Origin of the sequence: Klebsiella sp. 10982 (assembly GCF_048589245.1) — a bacterium.
GTDB lineage: Bacteria > Pseudomonadota > Gammaproteobacteria > Enterobacterales > Enterobacteriaceae > Klebsiella > Klebsiella quasivariicola.
Genome location: NZ_JBMAXV010000050.1, coordinates 1 through 17,597, shown reverse-complemented (window position 1 = coordinate 17,597; position 17,597 = coordinate 1). Strand labels below are relative to the sequence as shown.

At 58.4% G+C, this 17,597-nt stretch carries 17 protein-coding genes; 11 read left to right on the top strand and 6 right to left on the bottom strand.

All coding sequences use genetic code 11. The features are described from left to right. Positions 1–133 precede the first annotated feature (133 nt). A complete protein-coding gene (locus ACKLKD_RS24470; RefSeq protein ID WP_025714062.1) occupies positions 134–1,339 on the bottom strand; it encodes an MFS transporter in 1,206 nt (401 codons plus the stop codon). 241 nt (positions 1,340–1,580) lie between these two features. Next, positions 1,581–2,162: an autotransporter outer membrane beta-barrel domain-containing protein gene (locus ACKLKD_RS24465; RefSeq protein WP_165931756.1), complete on the bottom strand. Its 582-nt coding sequence runs from the start codon at positions 2,160–2,162 to the stop codon at positions 1,581–1,583. A gap of 205 nt (positions 2,163–2,367) precedes the next feature. Between ACKLKD_RS24465 and tag the strand changes: the two genes are divergently transcribed. Both tag and ACKLKD_RS24455 read left to right on the top strand, forming a co-directional pair. Continuing rightward, positions 2,368–2,949, top strand: a complete 582-nt coding sequence (gene tag / locus ACKLKD_RS24460; protein WP_025714065.1) for a DNA-3-methyladenine glycosylase I — start codon at positions 2,368–2,370, stop codon at positions 2,947–2,949. Further along, positions 2,927–3,367, top strand: coding sequence for an N-acetyltransferase (locus tag ACKLKD_RS24455; protein ID WP_025714066.1), 441 nt, complete (start codon positions 2,927–2,929; stop codon positions 3,365–3,367). The genes tag and ACKLKD_RS24455 overlap by 23 nt, the downstream gene beginning before the upstream one ends. Here the strand turns inward: ACKLKD_RS24455 and ACKLKD_RS24450 are convergent. Then, positions 3,336–5,666 carry a molybdopterin guanine dinucleotide-containing S/N-oxide reductase gene (locus ACKLKD_RS24450; RefSeq protein ID WP_087806106.1) on the bottom strand — a complete coding sequence of 777 codons (2,331 nt, stop codon included), beginning with the start codon at positions 5,664–5,666 and terminating at the stop codon, positions 3,336–3,338. The two genes, ACKLKD_RS24455 and ACKLKD_RS24450, sit on opposite strands and share 32 nt — an antisense overlap. A 165-nt stretch (positions 5,667–5,831) precedes the next feature. On the opposite strand from ACKLKD_RS24450, the gene ACKLKD_RS24445 reads away from it, so the two are divergent. The 6 genes from ACKLKD_RS24445 (at position 5,832) to ghrB (ending at position 11,795) form a co-directional block, all read left to right on the top strand. Further along, positions 5,832–6,494, top strand: coding sequence for an OmpA family lipoprotein (locus ACKLKD_RS24445; protein WP_025714068.1), 663 nt, complete (start codon positions 5,832–5,834; stop codon positions 6,492–6,494). A 103-nt stretch (positions 6,495–6,597) separates the two neighbouring features. Then, positions 6,598–7,614, top strand: coding sequence for a LacI family DNA-binding transcriptional regulator (locus ACKLKD_RS24440; protein WP_025714069.1), 1,017 nt, complete (start codon positions 6,598–6,600; stop codon positions 7,612–7,614). A gap of 111 nt (positions 7,615–7,725) precedes the next feature. Next, positions 7,726–8,475, top strand: a complete 750-nt coding sequence (locus ACKLKD_RS24435; protein ID WP_087806104.1) for a sugar phosphate isomerase/epimerase family protein — start codon at positions 7,726–7,728, stop codon at positions 8,473–8,475. Between the two features lie 3 nt (positions 8,476–8,478). Further along, positions 8,479–9,414: a sugar kinase gene (locus ACKLKD_RS24430; protein WP_087806102.1), complete on the top strand. Its 936-nt coding sequence runs from the start codon at positions 8,479–8,481 to the stop codon at positions 9,412–9,414. 104 nt (positions 9,415–9,518) lie between these two features. Then, positions 9,519–10,799, top strand: coding sequence for an MFS transporter (locus ACKLKD_RS24425; RefSeq protein ID WP_080897609.1), 1,281 nt, complete (start codon positions 9,519–9,521; stop codon positions 10,797–10,799). A gap of 24 nt (positions 10,800–10,823) precedes the next feature. Further along, on the top strand, positions 10,824–11,795 hold the full coding sequence (gene ghrB, locus ACKLKD_RS24420) for a glyoxylate/hydroxypyruvate reductase GhrB (protein ID WP_025714073.1): 972 nt from the start codon (positions 10,824–10,826) through the stop codon (positions 11,793–11,795). 108 nt (positions 11,796–11,903) lie between these two features. Here the strand turns inward: ghrB and ACKLKD_RS24415 are convergent, their stop codons facing one another. After that, complete coding sequence (locus tag ACKLKD_RS24415) at positions 11,904–12,614, bottom strand: DUF3053 domain-containing protein (RefSeq protein ID WP_002921929.1); 711 nt, start codon at positions 12,612–12,614, stop codon at positions 11,904–11,906. 440 nt (positions 12,615–13,054) lie between these two features. Here ACKLKD_RS24415 and ACKLKD_RS24410 point away from each other — a divergent pair, with 440 nt between their 5' ends. The 3 genes from ACKLKD_RS24410 (at position 13,055) to cspE (ending at position 15,411) form a co-directional block, all read left to right on the top strand. Beyond that, complete coding sequence (locus ACKLKD_RS24410; protein WP_080897610.1) at positions 13,055–14,410, top strand: MFS transporter; 1,356 nt, start codon at positions 13,055–13,057, stop codon at positions 14,408–14,410. Positions 14,411–14,656: 246 nt separating this feature from the next. Then, positions 14,657–14,947: an HTH-type transcriptional regulator gene (locus ACKLKD_RS24405; RefSeq protein ID WP_025714075.1), complete on the top strand. Its 291-nt coding sequence runs from the start codon at positions 14,657–14,659 to the stop codon at positions 14,945–14,947. A gap of 251 nt (positions 14,948–15,198) precedes the next feature. After that, complete coding sequence (gene cspE, locus ACKLKD_RS24400; RefSeq protein ID WP_000014594.1) at positions 15,199–15,411, top strand: RNA chaperone/antiterminator CspA; 213 nt, start codon at positions 15,199–15,201, stop codon at positions 15,409–15,411. Positions 15,412–15,508: 97 nt separating this feature from the next. On the opposite strand, the gene ACKLKD_RS24395 is transcribed toward cspE, so the two are convergent. Beyond that, on the bottom strand, positions 15,509–17,128 hold the full coding sequence (locus ACKLKD_RS24395) for an ATP-binding cassette domain-containing protein (RefSeq protein ID WP_087806099.1): 1,620 nt from the start codon (positions 17,126–17,128) through the stop codon (positions 15,509–15,511). Positions 17,129–17,429: 301 nt separating this feature from the next. Then, positions 17,430–17,582: a type I toxin-antitoxin system toxin HokA gene (hokA, locus tag ACKLKD_RS24390; RefSeq protein WP_025714077.1), complete on the bottom strand. Its 153-nt coding sequence runs from the start codon at positions 17,580–17,582 to the stop codon at positions 17,430–17,432. Between the last annotated feature and the right edge of the window lie 15 nt (positions 17,583–17,597).

Genomic DNA, 17,597 nt, shown 5'->3' with positions numbered 1-17,597 from the left:
ATAAGTAGACCACAGGGAACGGGAAAAGTATCAGGAGGGAATGTGATCCAGCCAAACATTTACAAAACATTTGGCTGGATTGGCACTATTTGCTTAGGGAGTTAATCAGGGTGCTCGATTCACGCAATCAGTTTCAGGCATGCGCCTCGCTATATACACTGCTTTTTGGCTGACGGATGGTGGTGGACAGCGCTAGCGAGAGAATCAGCAGGGCGAAAATCACGCAGAAGGTCACGTAGAAGCCGCCGAACAGCGAAGCGATAAGGGAGCCGCAGATGCTGCCGATACCGAAGCCCAGATAAATCACGCCGTAGTTTTTCGCCAGATTGTTCAGGCCAAAGAACTCACTCACCAGCGACGGGAAGACGGTGATGGTGCCGCCGAAGTTAAAGGCCACACAGGCGATAGCGGCAAAGAAGGTCATCGCGTTCAGCGGGGCGAACAGCAGCGCGGCCATACCCACCAGCGAGACCACCTGACCGATAGTAATTACGCGAATGCGGGAGATTTTATCGGAGAGGATACCTAACACCAGGCGGCCGCTGAGGTTCGCAATTGAGATCACCGTTACCGCGTTGGCCGCCGTCGCGACATCCAGATGAACCATCCCCTGGGCAATATCTTTCGCCACGCCAATCACATACAGACCGCTCATGCAGGCCGTCAGGAACATTACCGCCAGCATCCAGTACTGCGGTTTACGCATCGATTCGGCGAGCGTGAAATCATTTTCCACGACACCGTTAGCCGCGGTGGTCGCCGGATGATTCGGGGCATCTTTCATCAGGGTCGCGCCAAAGACGATCATCACCAGCACGATAGCGCCCCAGATGACGAAGGTTTTTTCCAGGCCAACGGTGGCCAGCAGGTGGGAATCAATGAATTTGAACCCCAGGCTGCCAAGACCATAGGAGCCGATGGAGAAGGCGGAGATCAGGCCTTTACGTTCCGGGAACCACTTCACGCAGTTCGACAAGGTGAGCAGATAACCGGCGCCGTCCGCCAGACCCACCAACACGCCCGCGCTCAGCCACAGCATCATCAGGCTGCTGGAGTGCGCGGTCAGGAAGAAGCCCAGGCCGAGCAGGATCCCGGAGGCCATGGTGACGCGCTTCACGCCAAAACGTTCCTGCAGCTTGCCGGCAACCGACGAAGAGAGCGCCAGCCCAAGACTCAACAGGCCAAAGGAGAAAGCCACCTGGCTGACCGGCTCGCCCAGTTTGTCAGACAGCGAACTGTTAAACAGGCTCCAGGTATAAACCGAACCAAGAGCGAATTGGGTGATGATGGTGCCGATTAGCGTAAGCCAGCGGGTCGATTGACGATTTGCAGCGTTCATAGCAGTTGTCCTGATAAATTAACTGCTGCCACAATAGCGAAGGCCCCTCATCCAGTGGGGGAAAAAGGCATGAACTGCCATCAGCAGGGAATGAAATGCATTAATGACGGAACGAATGACATTGCATGACATTCATTCCGCGAATTTCAGGAAAAAAGTTAGTGTGCGCTATCTCACAGAAATGCGCCATTACTGAGATTTAACAATAACCACATCGTTTCAAACCCGTAACAATCTCGGGTCAAAAGTTAGCGCTGACCCCCATCAGATAGAGCGTATTTTCCCCCGATGGAACATTGTCCGCCTGTGATAGCGTCGCCCACGCCGCGACATGGGAGCCTAAGCGCATATCGGCGCCCAGGGTCACATCACCCCAGCCGCCCTCTCTGGTGCGGGAGGACGGCGTCCAGGCATCGCTGGCGAGCGACTGGTTGTAGCTCACCTGCGCCCAGGGATGCACACCCCACAGCGACTGATAATCCATGCGCCAGCCGAGCGTGTTGACATACCCCGTCTCGCCAGCGCTTCGCACTGTCGGGGTGGTGATGTCGCTGCGCAGGCTGGCTACTGGCCCGGAGGTCATGCCATTCGCCAGCAGATAATTCCAGCCGACGCTCAGACCATGGTTGCTCTCCGGCGGTGCCAGGGCCTGGTTTAGCGCCAGGCCGCCGGGCGGTTCCGAGGACTTCATCCGCTCGGCGAGAATATCTTCATAACGTGGTTGGTGATCGCTATCCCAGGTATAGCGTTCAGACGTATTACTTTTTGTATCGATAGCGATATATTCCTGTTGCCAGGCATTCGCTCCAGAGACACACGACATCCAGACGGATACGCTCGCCGGGATCAAGAACCCCCGGAGGCCATTGCATTTCTTTATTATCATTAATGCGACTCCAGAAAAGAGCCGAATCGGCAATATTGCTGTGTTTTTTTGGGGATACGATTTCCCTGTATTAACTATTATCTTTATCTTTCAGCCGTCAAGCCGGGGCGTCCACTTTTTTAGCGCAGAGGGAGAAATAGCTATGCAGCGTTGCGGATGGGTGAGTCAGGATCCGTTATATATCGAATATCACGATACCGAATGGGGTGTGGCGCAAAAAGAGGGCCGCCAGCTGTTTGAAATGATCTGCCTGGAGGGCCAGCAGGCCGGTTTGTCGTGGATCACGGTGTTAAAGAAACGGCAGAACTATCGCCAGGCCTTTCATCAGTTCGACCCGGTGCGCGTGGCGGCAATGGGGGAAGACGATGTCGAGCAGTTGCTGCAGAATGCCGGCATCATTCGCCATCGGGGAAAAATCCAGGCCATTATCGGCAACGCCCGGGCGTATCTGGCGATGGAAGAAAATGGCGAGTCGTTCACTGATTTTGTCTGGTCTTTCGTCGACAATGCGCCGCAGGTAACCCGCGCCGCGACGCTGGCGGAAATCCCCACCACGACGCCGGCCTCCGATGCGCTGTCCAAGGCATTGAAAAAACGCGGCTTTAAGTTTGTCGGCTCGACAATCTGTTACTCCTTTATGCAGGCCTGTGGACTGGTTAACGACCATGTCACCGGCTGCTTCTGTCACCCTGGAGGTCAGGATGATCCGCAAGTGGGACACTAAAGATACCGCTCCGCTGCTGGCCCTGTGGCTGGAAAGCACGATTCATGCCCATCCCTTTATCAGTGAAAGCTACTGGCGCGACAGCGTCGCGGTGGTACGGGATGTCTATCTTCCCGCCGCCAGCACCTGGGTCTGGGAGCAGGACGGCGAGTTAAAAGGCTTTGTCAGTGTGCTGGAGTCGCGTTTCGTCGGTGCGCTGTTTGTCGCGCCGGACGCCATCCGCCAGGGTATAGGGCGGGCGCTGCTGGATGAGGTCAAGCAGCACTACGCCTGGCTTAGCCTTGAGGTGTACCAGAAGAACGAGTCAGCGGTCAGCTTCTACCATGCGCAGGGCTTCCGGATTGAAGACTGCGCATGGCAGGACGATACCCAGCACCCGACCTGGATTATGCGCTGGCCGGCGGATCAAATGCCGTAAGCGGCAGCGCCGGGCCGGTATATTTCTCCAGCCACGCCAGGGCGGTGTTCCCGGCGCAACCGTTGCCGAGCCGGGATGTCGGGATATCTTTAGTCAACACGTTCACCGCCCCGTTTTTGCAAATGCCCACCTGCGGATCCAGGTCGGGCCATGCCCCTTCATGCAGGCAAATCACGCCCGGGCGGATCCCCTCCGTCACCAGCGCGCCGGCCAGCACCTGGCCGCGGGCGTTCCACACCCGCACCAGATCGCCATCGGCAATCCCACGCGCCTGCGCATCCTGCGGATGAATAGTCAACGGTTCGCGCCCGGCGACGGCATAGCGTTCGCGCAGCGCGGAGTAGTTCAGTTGACTGTGCAGACGGTGGGCCGGATGGGCCGACAGCAGCTGTAGCTGCCCGTCTTCAGCGTTGCCGTGCCACTCGTCGGGCTCCAGCCACATCGGGTGCGGCGGGCAGTCGGCGTAGCCAAAGGCGGCGATGGTCGGCGAGTGGATCTCAATTTTACCGCTCGCCGTTTTCAGCGGGTTGGCCTGGGGATCGGCGCGGAAGGCGGCGAAGCGGGCAAAACGGGCATTCTCCGGCTCCTCCGGCATCTCAATCAGCTGGTTAGCCTGCCAGAATTCGGCAAACGGCGGCAACGTCACCTGCTGCTGGGCGCCGCGCCGGGCGGCCAGCTGATAGAAGGTCTCCAGCCACTGCAAATCACGCTTCCCTTCGGTGAAGCGTTCGCGACCACCCGCCTCCCAGCGTTCGCTGAGGTCGGCAAAGACTGCGAAATCGTCGCGCGCTTCATCGCGCGGGGCGACCACCTGCTTCATCGGCACCAGATGCTGATTGCTGTAGTCCCCGGTCATGGTCAGATCGTTGCGCTCAAACGAAGTGGTCGCCGGCAGGACGATATCGGCATGGCGCGCGGCGGCGGTCCAGAAGCATTCGGAAATGACGATAAGCTCCGGTTTCTGCCACGCCTGAATCAGCCGGTTGGTGTCCTGATGATGAGTAAAGTTGGCCCCGCCGGCCCACCAGATAAAGCGAATATCCGGGAAGCGTCGCGCCATGCCGTTGTGCTGATACTCCGCCCCCGGATTCTCCAGCGCCTCGACGATCCGCGCGACCGGGATCTTCTCTACGGCGTCCACACCGCCCGCCACGCTCCCCTGCATCGATCCCAGCACCGCCGCGCGGCGCGTTGGGTTACCGCCGTTGGCGAAATGGTAGGAAAGACCAAACCCGCCCCCGGGGGTGCCAATCTGCCCCAACATGGCGGCCAGGGTGACCAGCATCCAGTGTTTTTGTTCGCCAAACTGCTGGCGCTGCATGCCCCAGCCGGCCATCAGCATGGTGGTGTTTTCGTGAAAAAGTTTCGCCAGTTCGCGGATCTTATCTGCTTCAACGCCGCAGATCGCCGCCGCCCAGTCGGCGGTTTTCGCCACACCGTCGCTTTCTCCGGTCAGATAGCGGGCAAAAATGTCGTAGCCGCTGGTGCAGCGGGTAAGGAAATCATCATCCTGCCAGCCATTCTCCACCAGCGTATGGGCGATCCCCAGCATCAGCGCGACGTCGGTGCCCATATGCGGGGCGATCCACTCCATCGCGTCGCCAAAGAAATCGACGGTTTCCGATCGCATGGGATCGATGCAGATCAGACGCTTGCCGCTCTGACGCAACCGGTCAAACCACGGGATCCCCTGCTCATCGGAGGCGTTCCAGGCAATTTTCAGCGTGTTCAGCGGATTGGCGCTCCACAGCACCACCACCTCGCTATGCTCGAGCACCAGCGGCCAGCTGGTCTGCTGCTGATACACCTCATTGCCGCCCACGACGTAAGGCATGATCGCCTGCGCCGCGCCGGTGGAATAATCGCCAAGATGGCCAGTATAGCCGCCCGCCAGGCTCATATAGCGCTGCAGCAGCGTCGCCGCCTTATGCAGGACACCGTTAGAGCGCCAGCCGTAGGAGCCGGCAAAAATGGAGGCCGGGCCGTAGCTGTCGCGAATGCGGCGGTGCTGGGCATCGATCAGATCCAGCGCCTGATCCCAGCTCACCCGCACGAATTCATCCTGACCGCGGATCCCCTGAGGGTGGTCCGGTGAAGCAAGAAAGCCTTTGCGCACCATTGGGTAGCGCACGCGAGTTTTGCTGTGGACCTGGTCGCGTACCGCCGTTTGCAGCGAATTGGCAAACGGCGTCGCCAGCGCGCCGCGAGAGGAGAGGACGTTTTCTCCGTCCGTTTCCACCAGCATCGGTCCCCAGTGGGCGGCGGTTAAGATGGTTTTGGTTGCAGATGAGGTTGGCAAGGGCGGCTCCTGGTCAGCGAATGCAGGTGTGTGACGGCGTGATGGGCACCGTTCAATGTTATTTACAAAATGAGATGGTATCCGGGGAATTTTCTACGTAATCGCGCGTCATAATCAACCGTCACGTTCGCTGTGACAAAGAATAAAAAGGATTAAGGACATTAAATGAAAAAACGCGTACTTATGATTGCGGCGCTGGTCAGCGGCACCCTGGCGATTTCTGGCTGCACCACCAACCCCTATACCGGTGAGCGTGAAGCGGGGAAATCCGGTATTGGCGCAGGCATTGGCTCTTTAGTGGGCGCAGGCATTGGCGCGCTTTCCTCTTCCAAACACGATCGCGGCAAAGGCGCGCTGATCGGTGCGGCGGCCGGGGCGGCCGTCGGCGGCGGCATCGGTTACTACATGGACGTGCAGGAAGCGAAACTGCGGGAAAAAATGCAGGGAACCGGCGTCAGCGTGACGCGAAATGGCGACAATATCGTGCTGAACATGCCGAATAACGTCACCTTTGACAGCAACAGCGCCAACCTGAAACCGGCCGGCGCCAACACCCTGACCGGCGTGGCCATGGTGCTGAAAGAGTATGAGAAAACCGCCGTTAACGTGGTCGGCTACACCGACAGCACCGGCAGCAAGGATCTGAATATGCGCCTGTCGCAGCAGCGTGCGGACAGCGTCGCCAGCGCCCTGATCACCCAGGGCGTGGCCGCCAACCGCATTCGCACCACCGGCATGGGGCCGGCGAACCCGATCGCCAGCAACAGCACGGCGGAAGGCAAAGCGCAGAACCGTCGCGTGGAAATCACCCTCAGCCCGCTACAGTAAGCGCATACTCATGTCGCCCGGCAGCCGCTCTGCCGGGCAAAATGCTTGATATCGCTATTTTTCGCGCTAAGGTGTTGGCAGATTTTCAGCAAAGGAAGCCACCATGGCGAAAGCGGCGCGTGCAACCATTAGCGATGTGGCGAAAGCCGCAAAGACCGGCAAAACCAGCATTTCACGTTATCTTAACGGCGAAAAGCATCTGCTTTCCGACGATCTGTTATCACGTATTGAAAAAGCCATTGCCGAACTCGACTATCGCCCCAGCCTGATGGCCCGCGGCCTCAAGCACGGCCGAACCCGCCTTATCGGCCTGATCATCGCCGATATCACCAATCCCTACTCGGTCAATGTGATGAGCGGCATTGAAGCGGCCTGTCGGGAAAAAGGTTTCACCCTGCTGGTGTGTAATACGAATAATGAGCTGGATCAGGAGCTGCACTACCTCGACCTGCTGCGCAGCTACCAGGTGGAGGGCATCGTGGTCAACGCGGTCGGCATGCGTGAGGATGGCCTGAACCGCCTGCAGCAGTCGGCCCTGCCGATGGTGCTGATTGACCGTAAAATTCCCGATTTCGCCTGCGATGTGGTCGGGCTTGATAACGCCCAGGCGGCCACCACTGCCACCGAACACCTGGTGGAAAAAGGGTTTGAGGCCATCCTGTTTCTCAGCGAACCGTTGGGCTCGGTGAATACCCGCCGCGAGCGCCTGAGCGCCTTCCGCGCCACGCTCGCCCGCCATCACGGCGTGGTGGCCGAAAACGCCGAGGTGCAGCTCAACGACGGCGCGATGCTGGATAATGTCCTGCGCCAGTTCCATGCCCGCCACCGCGGGATGCGCAAAGCGGTCATTTCCGCCAACGGCGCGCTGACGCTGCAGGTGGCCCGCGCCCTGAAGCGCGTCGGCCTGATCTGGGGCAGCGATATCGGCCTGCTGGGCTTCGACGAACTGGAGTGGGCCGAGCTGGCGGGCGTCGGTATCACTACTCTCAAACAACCAACATGGCAGATCGGCTACGCGGCGGTGGAACAGGTGATTCGGCGCATTGCGGGCACGAACGATCCAATCTGCGAGCGGGTCTTCTCCGGAGAACTTATCGTCCGCGGCTCAACTTCCCGTTAACGTTCCTTCGTGATGGCGATCATAAATTAAACATCTCGTCCTTTCTTATGGAACCGATACCATCTAGCGTAATAAGGAGATTAAGCAACAAACGCCGGGAGTAAGAGCGCGATGGCCAGAAAAATTATTGTCGTTACCGCTGCGTATGGTAACGACCATGTTAAATCCTTAGGCGGGCAGGCCGCCGTCCTGCCGTTTATCGCCGACGCTGGCGCGGACGGCGTCGAAATCCGCCGCGAACTGTTCAGCGCGCACGAGCTCAACGCCCTGCCAGCGCTGGCAGCCGCCATTGAGCACCATGGCCTGCTGGCCTGTTACTCCGCGCCGCAGGCGCTGTTCACTGACAACGGCGAGCTCAACCCGGAACTCCCGGCGCTGCTCGCGGAAGCACAGACCCTGAATGCCCTGTGGCTGAAACTCTCTCTTGGCCATTTCCTCCACAATCAACAATTGGACACCCTGCGCGATATTCTCAGCGACAGCGGCATGGCGCTGGTGGTGGAAAATGACCAGACCGACTGCGGCCAGCTGGCGCCGATGCAGCGCTTCAAAGCCGCCTGCCGGGTCCATCAGCTGCCGGTCACCCTCACCTTTGATATGGGCAACTGGCTGTGGGTCGGCGACTCGCCGGAAGAGGCGGCCCGCCATCTTGCGCCAGCGGTCAGCTATATTCATGTTAAAGCGGCGGAGCCTCATCATGAGAAATTCCGCGCAGTACCGCCGGATCAGGCCTCTGCCCGCTGGCTGGCCCTGCTCGATAATCTACCCGCCGATGCGCCGCGCGGAATCGAGTTTCCGCTGACTGGCCATGACCTGACGGCCGTGACCCGCCGCTACGTCAACCTGTTACGTGAGGATTAAGCCGTGGAAAATTTAGATGTCATCACCATCGGCGAAGCCATGGCCATGTTTGTCGCCACCGAGACTGGCGACCTGGCAGAGGTGGAGCATTTCATGAAACGCGTCGCCGGGGCCGAGCTAAACGTCGCCACCGGCCTCGCCCGTCTGGGTCTGAAGGTCGGCTGGGTGAGCCGCGTCGGCAACGACAGCTTTGGTCGCTTTGTGCTCAATGCGCTGGCGAAAGAGGGGATCGATAGCCACGCTGTCGCCATCGACAACCGCTTCGCTACCGGTTTGCAGATGAAATCGAAAGTCGAAAATGGAACCGATCCCATTGTGGAGTATTTCCGCAAAGGCTCTGCCGCCAGCCATCTGTCGCCGGATGATTTTCGCGCCGACTACTTCACCAGCGCCCGCCATCTGCACCTGAGCGGCGTGGCCGCCGCGCTCTCTGAAAGCTCATATGCGCTGCTCGAGCATGCGGCGAAGGTAATGAAAGCCGAGGGAAAAACCCTCTCTTTCGACCCCAATCTGCGCCCGGTGCTGTGGAAAAGCGAAGCCGAGATGGTGGAGAAACTCAACCGTCTCGCCTTCCAGGCTGACTGGGTTTTGCCAGGCTTAAAAGAGGGCGTGATTCTTACCGGCCAGCAGACTCCGAAAGGGATTGCCGATTTCTATCTCTCCCGTGGCGTCAAAGCGGTGGTCATTAAAACGGGTTGCGACGGCGCCTGGTTCAAGAGCGCCAGCGGCGAACAGGGAACGGTTGATGCGATTAAAGTCGATAACGTCGTCGATACCGTCGGCGCCGGTGACGGCTTTGCCGTCGGAGTGATTAGCGCCCTACTGGAAGGCAAAACCCTGCTTCAGGCGGTGAATCGCGGCAATAAAATCGGTTCGCTGGCAATTCAGGTCCAGGGCGATAGCGAAGGGCTACCCACCCGCGACGCGCTGGGTGAATAACGTTTATACGCAACAATAACAGCCGTCCTGTACCCTACCTGCAGCGCGGCACAGCAGCGTCCGTTTCGGCGGACGTATGTCACCTCATTGACAGAGGCAAGCCTATGAATAATTCAACAAATGCAACGAAACGCTGGTGGTACATCATGCCAATCGTGTTTATCACGTACAGCCTGGCGTACCTCGACCGTGCCAATTTCAGCTTCGCCTCCGCGGCTGGCATTACCGAAGATCTGGGGATCACCAAGGGGATCTCTTCCCTGCTGGGGGCCCTGTTTTTCCTCGGCTACTTCTTCTTCCAGATCCCCGGCGCTATCTATGCAGAGCGCCGCAGCGTTCGCAAACTGATCTTTATCTGCCTGATCCTGTGGGGCGGTTGCGCCTCGCTGACCGGTATTGTGCATAATATTCCGGCGCTGGCGGCGATTCGCTTTATCCTTGGTGTCGTCGAAGCTGCGGTGATGCCGGCGATGCTTATCTATATCAGCAACTGGTTCACTAAATCAGAGCGCTCTCGCGCTAACACCTTCCTGATCCTCGGTAACCCGGTGACGGTCCTGTGGATGTCGGTGGTCTCCGGCTATCTGATTCAGGCTTTTGGCTGGCGGGAAATGTTCATCTTCGAAGGCATCCCGGCGGTGATCTGGGCCTTCTGCTGGTGGGTGCTGGTAAAAGACAAACCATCACAGGTGGGCTGGCTGGCAGAGAGTGAAAAAGCCGCGCTGCAGGAACAACTGGATCGTGAACAGCAGGGCATCAAAGCGGTGCGTAACTATGGCGAGGCCTTCCGCTCCCGCAACGTGATCCTGCTCTGTGCCCAGTACTTTGCCTGGAGTATCGGCGTATACGGCTTTGTACTGTGGCTGCCGTCGATTATCCGCAGCGGCGGTGAGAATATGGGGATGGTGGAAGTGGGCTGGCTCTCTTCCGTCCCGTACCTGGCGGCCACTATCGCCATGATCGTGGTTTCCTGGGCCTCCGATAAGCTGCAGAACCGCAAACTGTTCGTCTGGCCGCTGCTGCTGATTGGCGGACTGGCCTTCATCGGCTCCTGGGCGGTCGGCGCCAACCACTTCTGGGTATCTTACACCCTGCTGGTGGTGGCCGGTGCGGCAATGTATGCCCCTTACGGCCCCTTCTTCGCCATTATTCCGGAAATGCTGCCGCGCAACGTCGCCGGTGGGGCCATGGCGCTGATCAACAGTATGGGCGCCCTGGGCTCCTTCTTCGGCTCGTGGTTTGTCGGCTACCTGAACGGTGCCACCGGCAGCCCCGCAGCTTCCTATATTTTCATGGGGGTGGCGCTTTTCGCCTCAGTATGGCTGACTTTGATTGTTAAGCCTGCTAATAATCAAAACCTTCCACTTGGCGCTCATCACGCCTGAACGACTCACACTACGGAGATTCGCATGAAGCCGTCTGTCATTCTCTATAAAACACTTCCCGACGACCTGCTACAGCGTCTGGAGGAGCACTTTTCCGTCACTCAGGTGAAAAACCTGCGGCCGGAAACCGTTTCGCAGCACGCAGAGGCCTTTGCCCAGGCTGAAGGCCTCCTGGGCTCCAGTGAAAAGGTTGACGCCGCGCTGCTGGAGAAAATGCCGAAGCTGCGTGCGACCTCCACGGTTTCAGTTGGCTATGACAATTTCGACGTCGAGGCGCTGAACGCCCGCCGGGTGCTGCTGATGCATACCCCGACCGTACTGACCGAGACCGTCGCCGATACGGTTATGGCGTTGGTGCTGAGCACCGCCCGCCGGGTGGTTGAGGTCGCTGAACGCGTGAAAGCGGGTGAATGGACGAAGAGCATTGGCCCGGACTGGTTCGGTACCGACGTGCACCATAAAACCTTAGGTATCGTCGGCATGGGCCGTATCGGTATGGCGCTGGCGCAGCGCGCCCACTTCGGGTTCGGCATGCCAATCCTGTATAACGCGCGCCGCCAGCATCCGCTGGCGGAAGAGCGCTTCAACGCCCGCTATTGCGATCTCGATACCCTGCTGCAGGAAGCCGATTTCGTCTGCCTGATCCTGCCTCTGAGCGAAGAGACGCACCATCTGTTCGGTCAGGCGCAGTTTGCCAAAATGAAATCCTCCGCCATCTTCATCAACGCCGGGCGCGGCCCGGTGGTGGATGAACAGGCGCTGATCGCCGCCCTGCAGGCCGGGGAAATTCACGCTGCCGGTCTCGATGTGTTCGAGCACGAACCACTGGCCAAGGACTCTCCGCTGCTGAGCCTGTCAAACGTTGTCGCGCTGCCGCATATCGGCTCCGCCACCCATGAGACGCGCTACAACATGGCGGCCTGCGCGGTGGACAACCTGATCGATGCCCTGAACGGTAACGTTGAGAAAAACTGCGTCAATCCGCAGGTTAAGTAAGCCATAAAAAAACCCGGGTGGCGGCGGTTATCGCCTTCCCCGGGTTCTTTTTGCATCCTGTCCGTCATCCTGCCCGTTCGCCGCAGCCAACGTCAGCCAGATGAGGCATTAACGGGTGGCGTTGACCGCTGCCGTCCATGCCTGATTAAACGCCTGATGCTGCGCCGCCAGCGGCCCAATCAGCGCATTGTACTGACTGGCCTGCTGGGAGGTGGGGAACTGAATGCCGTTGGCGACAAAGCTCACCTGCGTCCCCTGCTGGGCGACAAAGTCCCCCACCTGAACCAGCTGCTGGGTAAAGATCTGCGCGGCCGGGATCAGCGGCTGCAGCGCGTCGGCTGGCGCCGTCACCACCTTGGCGTACACCTGATCGAAGACCGGCTTGAGATCGTCAGCCTGCTTCAGCGCGCCATGCGCGGCATCGGCCTGCATTTTCGCATTCTGCAGCTGCTGGCTGAGCACGCCCAGCGCGCCGTTCGCCTGACGCAGCGGCTCGCGCTGGGTCATATAGTCCTGCGGGACGCGGATCGCATTGACGCTGTCCACTACCGGGCGCAGACCGGCGTCCATCGCCTGGCTCACCTGCTGCGAGTAACCGTAAATCACCGCGTAGTCAGAAACAAACGGCCCAAACTGTTTTTTCTGATCGGCGGTCAGCGTCGGCAGACGTTCGCCGCTACGCATCGCCGTATTCTGCAGGAAGTCGATAAACGCTTTGCGCTGATCGCCCTCTTTATCAAAACACCCACTCAGGCTAACCACCATCAATAAGGCCGCCATAGCCGCAAACCAGCGAGAGCAGGACTTTCCTGTCGCCATTTTTTTACTCCTTTCAGCCAAAAAAAGCGCACAACGGCACACACGTGCCAGACGCTGACAAGGATAGTCCAGCTCGGCCTCGCAGGATACCCTTTACTGCTAATCTTACGCAGGAAAAACGCCATTCCGCCCGCCGCCGTCGGCGCCTGCAGCGTCTGTTACGCGCATCACAAATATGGCCTTCACATTGTGCCGGTAAATGTCTAATAACTTTTTGATTTTAATGGGAATGCAAAGTCTCCGCCCGGCGTAGCGTCCTAAAGCGGACGATAATCGCACGCTTTGGCGCGCGCCTGGATTGCCTGCCTCCCACTTCAATGATTTGATGAATGAGCGATTAACGGCGATACGTTCGATTATCGCACAAATCAAACTCAACGACGCGAAGGCGACGATAATAATAAACCTCTGTCCCTCGCTCAGTCTGCCAGGAAAGCCGTATGACTAAGACAACCATCGACATTCAGGCCTTTATCAACGAGCACCCCTTCACCCGCTACCAGTGGATGATCCTCGCGCTCTGTTTTATCACCGTCGCGATGGACGGGTTCGACACCGCAATCATCGGGTTCATCGCCTCCGATCTGGTCCAGGAATGGGGCGTGGAAAAATCAGCCCTCGGCCCGGTGATGAGCGCCGCGCTGGTAGGCCTGGCGGTCGGTGCTTTAACCGCGGGACCGCTGGCTGACCGAATCGGGCGCAAAAAAGTGCTGATTATGTCGATCGTAGTGTTCGGTGGCTTCAGCCTGCTCACCGCCTTTGCCACCAGCCTTAACCAGCTGACGCTGCTGCGCTTTCTGACCGGTCTGGGCCTTGGCGCAGCGATGCCGAATGCTGCGACGCTGATGAGCGAATATGCGCCGGAGCGGCGTCGGGCGCTGCTGGTGAACCTGATGTTCGTTGGCTTTCCGATGGGGTCATCGCTGGGCGGCTTTTTATCCGCCTGGATGATCCCACATTATGGCTGGCAGAGCGTGCTGGTGCTGGGCGGCGTGATGCCCCTCCTGCTGGCGGTGGCATTAATTTTCCTGCTGCCGGAATCCGCCCGCTATCTGGTAGTGAAGCAGCAGCCGGCGCAGCGGATTGCCGCGATCCTGCGTCGTATCGCACCGTTGCCGGAGACGGTGGAATTTGAACTGCGCGAAGCCGGCCAGGTAAAAGAGAAGTCCGCTATCGGCGTCATTTTCTCCCCTCGCTACGCCGTGGGAACCGTGATGCTGTGCCTGACCTACTTTATGGGCCTGCTGATTTTCTACCTCCTGACCAGCTGGCTGCCGCTGCTGATCCGCGAAACCGGCGCCTCGATGAGCCAGGCCTCCATTATCACCGCCCTGTTCCCGCTGGGCGGCGGAATTGGCGTGCTGATCCTCGGCGCGCTGATGGACAAGATCAACCCCAATAAGGTGGTGGCCGTTGGCTGGCTGCTGACCGGCGTTTTTGTCTGCCTGGTCGGGTTCTCCACCAGCAGCCTGGCGCTAATGGGAGTGATGGTCTTTATCGCCGGCAGCATTATGAATGGCGCGCAGTCGTCGATGCCGGCGTTAGCGGCAGGCTTCTACCCGACGCAAGGGCGCGCCACCGGTGTCGCCTGGATGCTGGGTATTGGCCGCTTCGGCGGCATCCTCGGCGCGTTCAGCGGCGCCTTCCTGATGCAGGCCCAGCTCTCGTTTGAGACTATTTTCACCCTGCTGGCCATCCCGGCGTTCCTGTCTGCCATCGCGCTGCTGATTAAATACCGGGTCAGTAAATCCGCGCCGGCGACGAAAGACGACACGAGAGGTCTGCAGAAGGCCTGACTGACGAGCCGGCGGTGCTGCGCCGGCTTTGCCGCTTTTTTCTTACCCGTTTACAAAAATTTTCGAAGCGACTTCATACCGTTAATATTCATTCTCTTAAGCTCCGCTGCCGTTTGGCTGCCGGAGCCGATCCAATAGCCTGTTGGCAAATAATCACGGACGTGACCATCCTTCTCGCCGTTTTCTGACTATTCTTAAAGAGCTTTATAAAAAATCTCTTCCGCTGTGTGATAAAAGGAGTTCTCAATGGAATATAAAGATCCTGTGTTTGAACTGCTGAGCAGCCTGGAACACATCGTATTTAAGGATGATAATCAGATACTTACCTCAAACCGTAAGTCCACTGTGTTTAGTGAATTTGAGCAACTGCGTAAAGGCACTGGACTTAAGATTGACGACTTTGCCAACGTCATGGGCGTGAGCGTCTCCATGGTAAGAGAGTGGGAGTCGAGACGGGTCAGACCGTCTCCCACCGAGCTGAAATTGATGCGCCTGATTCAGGCCAATCCACAGCTTTCACGGCAGTTACTCGATTAATCCAGCGCGCAGCGGTAGGGGCCAGTAAGGGAGCTTTTGCCGCTGCACCGTAAAAAAAGTTTGCTATCAGGTGCTGAACGTGCGTTAATGCTCGCAGGTTTGATGTACAGACCACAGAGCAGTCGAATAGAGCAGTCCTTCTAAGGTTATCCAAAGATACCCCCGTAGTGAACTTTCCCTTTATCGCTTTAAATCTGTAGTCCAGACCGCTACGCCGCAAGGCTCACTTATTTTTTTAAAGGTAATTCACTATGTCCGGTAAAATGACTGGTATCGTAAAATGGTTCAACGCTGACAAAGGCTTCGGCTTCATCACTCCTGACGATGGCTCTAAAGACGTGTTCGTACACTTCTCTGCTATCCAGAACGATGGCTACAAATCCCTGGACGAAGGTCAGAAAGTGTCCTTCACCATCGAAAGCGGCGCTAAAGGCCCGGCAGCTGGCAACGTAACTTCTCTGTAAGTTCAAGCCGCTAAGAATCGAGAATCCCTGCCTGATGGCGGGGATTTTTTTATCTGTCGTTCGCCGCCGCCAGAGTGTGCTGGCGGCGGTTAAGCATTCAGAGCCGGGAAAAGTGCCAGCCCGTTTTCCGCCACGCCAGACTATGGGTCAGCTTCAGACCTTGTAAAAACGCCTCATCATGTGACACCACCACCATCGCGCCAGGAAACGCCGCCAGCGCGCGTTCAATAGCCTGCGTCGATGCTAAATCGAGATGGTTGGTCGGCTCATCCAGCAAAAGCAGCTGGGCAGGCTCGCGTCGCCAGAGCACGCACGCCAGGGCCGCTTTCAGGCGCTCGCCGCCGCTGAGCGCCGCCAGCGGCAGAGTGACCTTATCTGCGCCCAGCTGGAGCTGCGCCAGACGGGTGCGCAGGAGGCCCTCATCTAACGGGGTATCTTCCAGGCCGAGGTGCGCCATCACCGATAACGACAGATCCAGCTGCGTCAGATGCTGATCCAGATAAGCCGTGCTCACCGACAGCCGGATATCGCCTGCAACAGGCGGCTCCAGCCCCAGCAGCGTTTTCAGCAAGGTCGTTTTGCCACAGCCATTCGGTCCCTTAAGCGCAATGCGCATCGGACCATCCACGCACCAGTCGAGGGGGGCGGCGGGGCAATGGGCTAACTGCATCGCTTCCAGCGCCAGCACCTGCTTCCCGGCGGCCACTTCGCTACCCGGCAGCGTGAACATCACCGGGTTATCGTCCTCCACCCGCTCCCGCGCCTGCTGCACGGCGGCATTCAGGCTACTGTTCTGCTCACGATGCTGGCGACGCAGCGTTCCCGGCCGCTCTTTTGCCGCACCTTTGTATTTCACACGTTCAAACGAGGCGATATTTAGCGTATCAACGGTACGCAGCGTCTGAGCCGAGCGCCGTTGGGCCGCGTCATGCTCCTTTTGCATTCGTGCGCGGGTGCGTCGCCGTTCGATAGCGGCATGTTGCAGCGCCGCGCGTGCGGCCTGCTGTTCCGCCTCACGCTGCCGCTGATATTCATCATAGTTGCCGCCGTAGCTGCGCAACGCTGACGACGTCAGCTCAATAATCTCTGGCATCAGGGTCAGCAACTCGCGGTCGTGGCTGGCGATCAGCGCCCCACCCTGCCAGTTTTCCAGCTGGTGGTAGAGCCACTCCCGCCCCTGACGGTCCAGATGATTGGTGGGCTCATCCAGCAGCAGATAATTGGCACCCGAGGCGAAGGCGCCGCACAGCAGCGCCTTCATCCGTTCGCCGCCGCTGAGCGAATAGGCAGGCCGATCGGCTGCGAATGCCGGGAGATCGGCGGCGTGGAAGGCTGAACTCAGGCGATCGGGCAGATCCCAGTGGCCATCCAGCAACTCGAGATCCTCTGCCAGCCCTTTCCCCTGTTCAAGGCGGGACAAGGCCTCAAATACCGACGCATAGCCCAGTAGCGCGGCGAGGGTAGTCTCTGCCGTGAGCGTCGGCTGCTGCGCCACCCAGGCAACGGCGGCGGCGCGCTCGATATGGCCGCCGGCAGGAGAATCAAGGCCCGCCAGCAAACGCAGCAGACGCGTCTTACCGACGCCGTTCCGGCCAACCAGGCCGCAAAGCGACGGTGCCAGCGATAAATTCAGCGGACCGAAAAGCGTATCTCCCGCCGAAAACTGACAGGTGACCTGATGCAAAATAAAAGAAGGGGATTGGGCGCAATGAGCCATAAGCACTCCTGAATGAAATCAATACTCCCCTACCCGCAACGTCTGCGAGGTAAGGCGTGAAATTCATCAGTCGTGTTTGTTCATTTGTGGGGCGCGCTCCGGTGAGACGAGGAATTCGTCGGGCCATAGGATAGCCACACTCCGGTATGCGTTGCAAGTCTGTTTTATTCAACGATCGTGTAAAAATAAAAAGGCCTCCTGATATCAGGAGGCAAATGATTTATTTGGTGAACAATGAAAGGGTGCATTGAGAATGCCTGACACCGCAAGCATGGTGGGGATAGCTCCCCACCAGATGCTCTTACTGTTTAATATCACAGGCTAAGAATGCCACCAGCTCAATATTTCCCTGCCTGAGCTGTAATTCACATAGCGAATCACGAACCATCCAGGTAAATAATAAAATAGTGAAGCAAATCACTACTAAGCCAAACAACAGATACTTTTGCGGCATTCCTCGCCTCCAGTG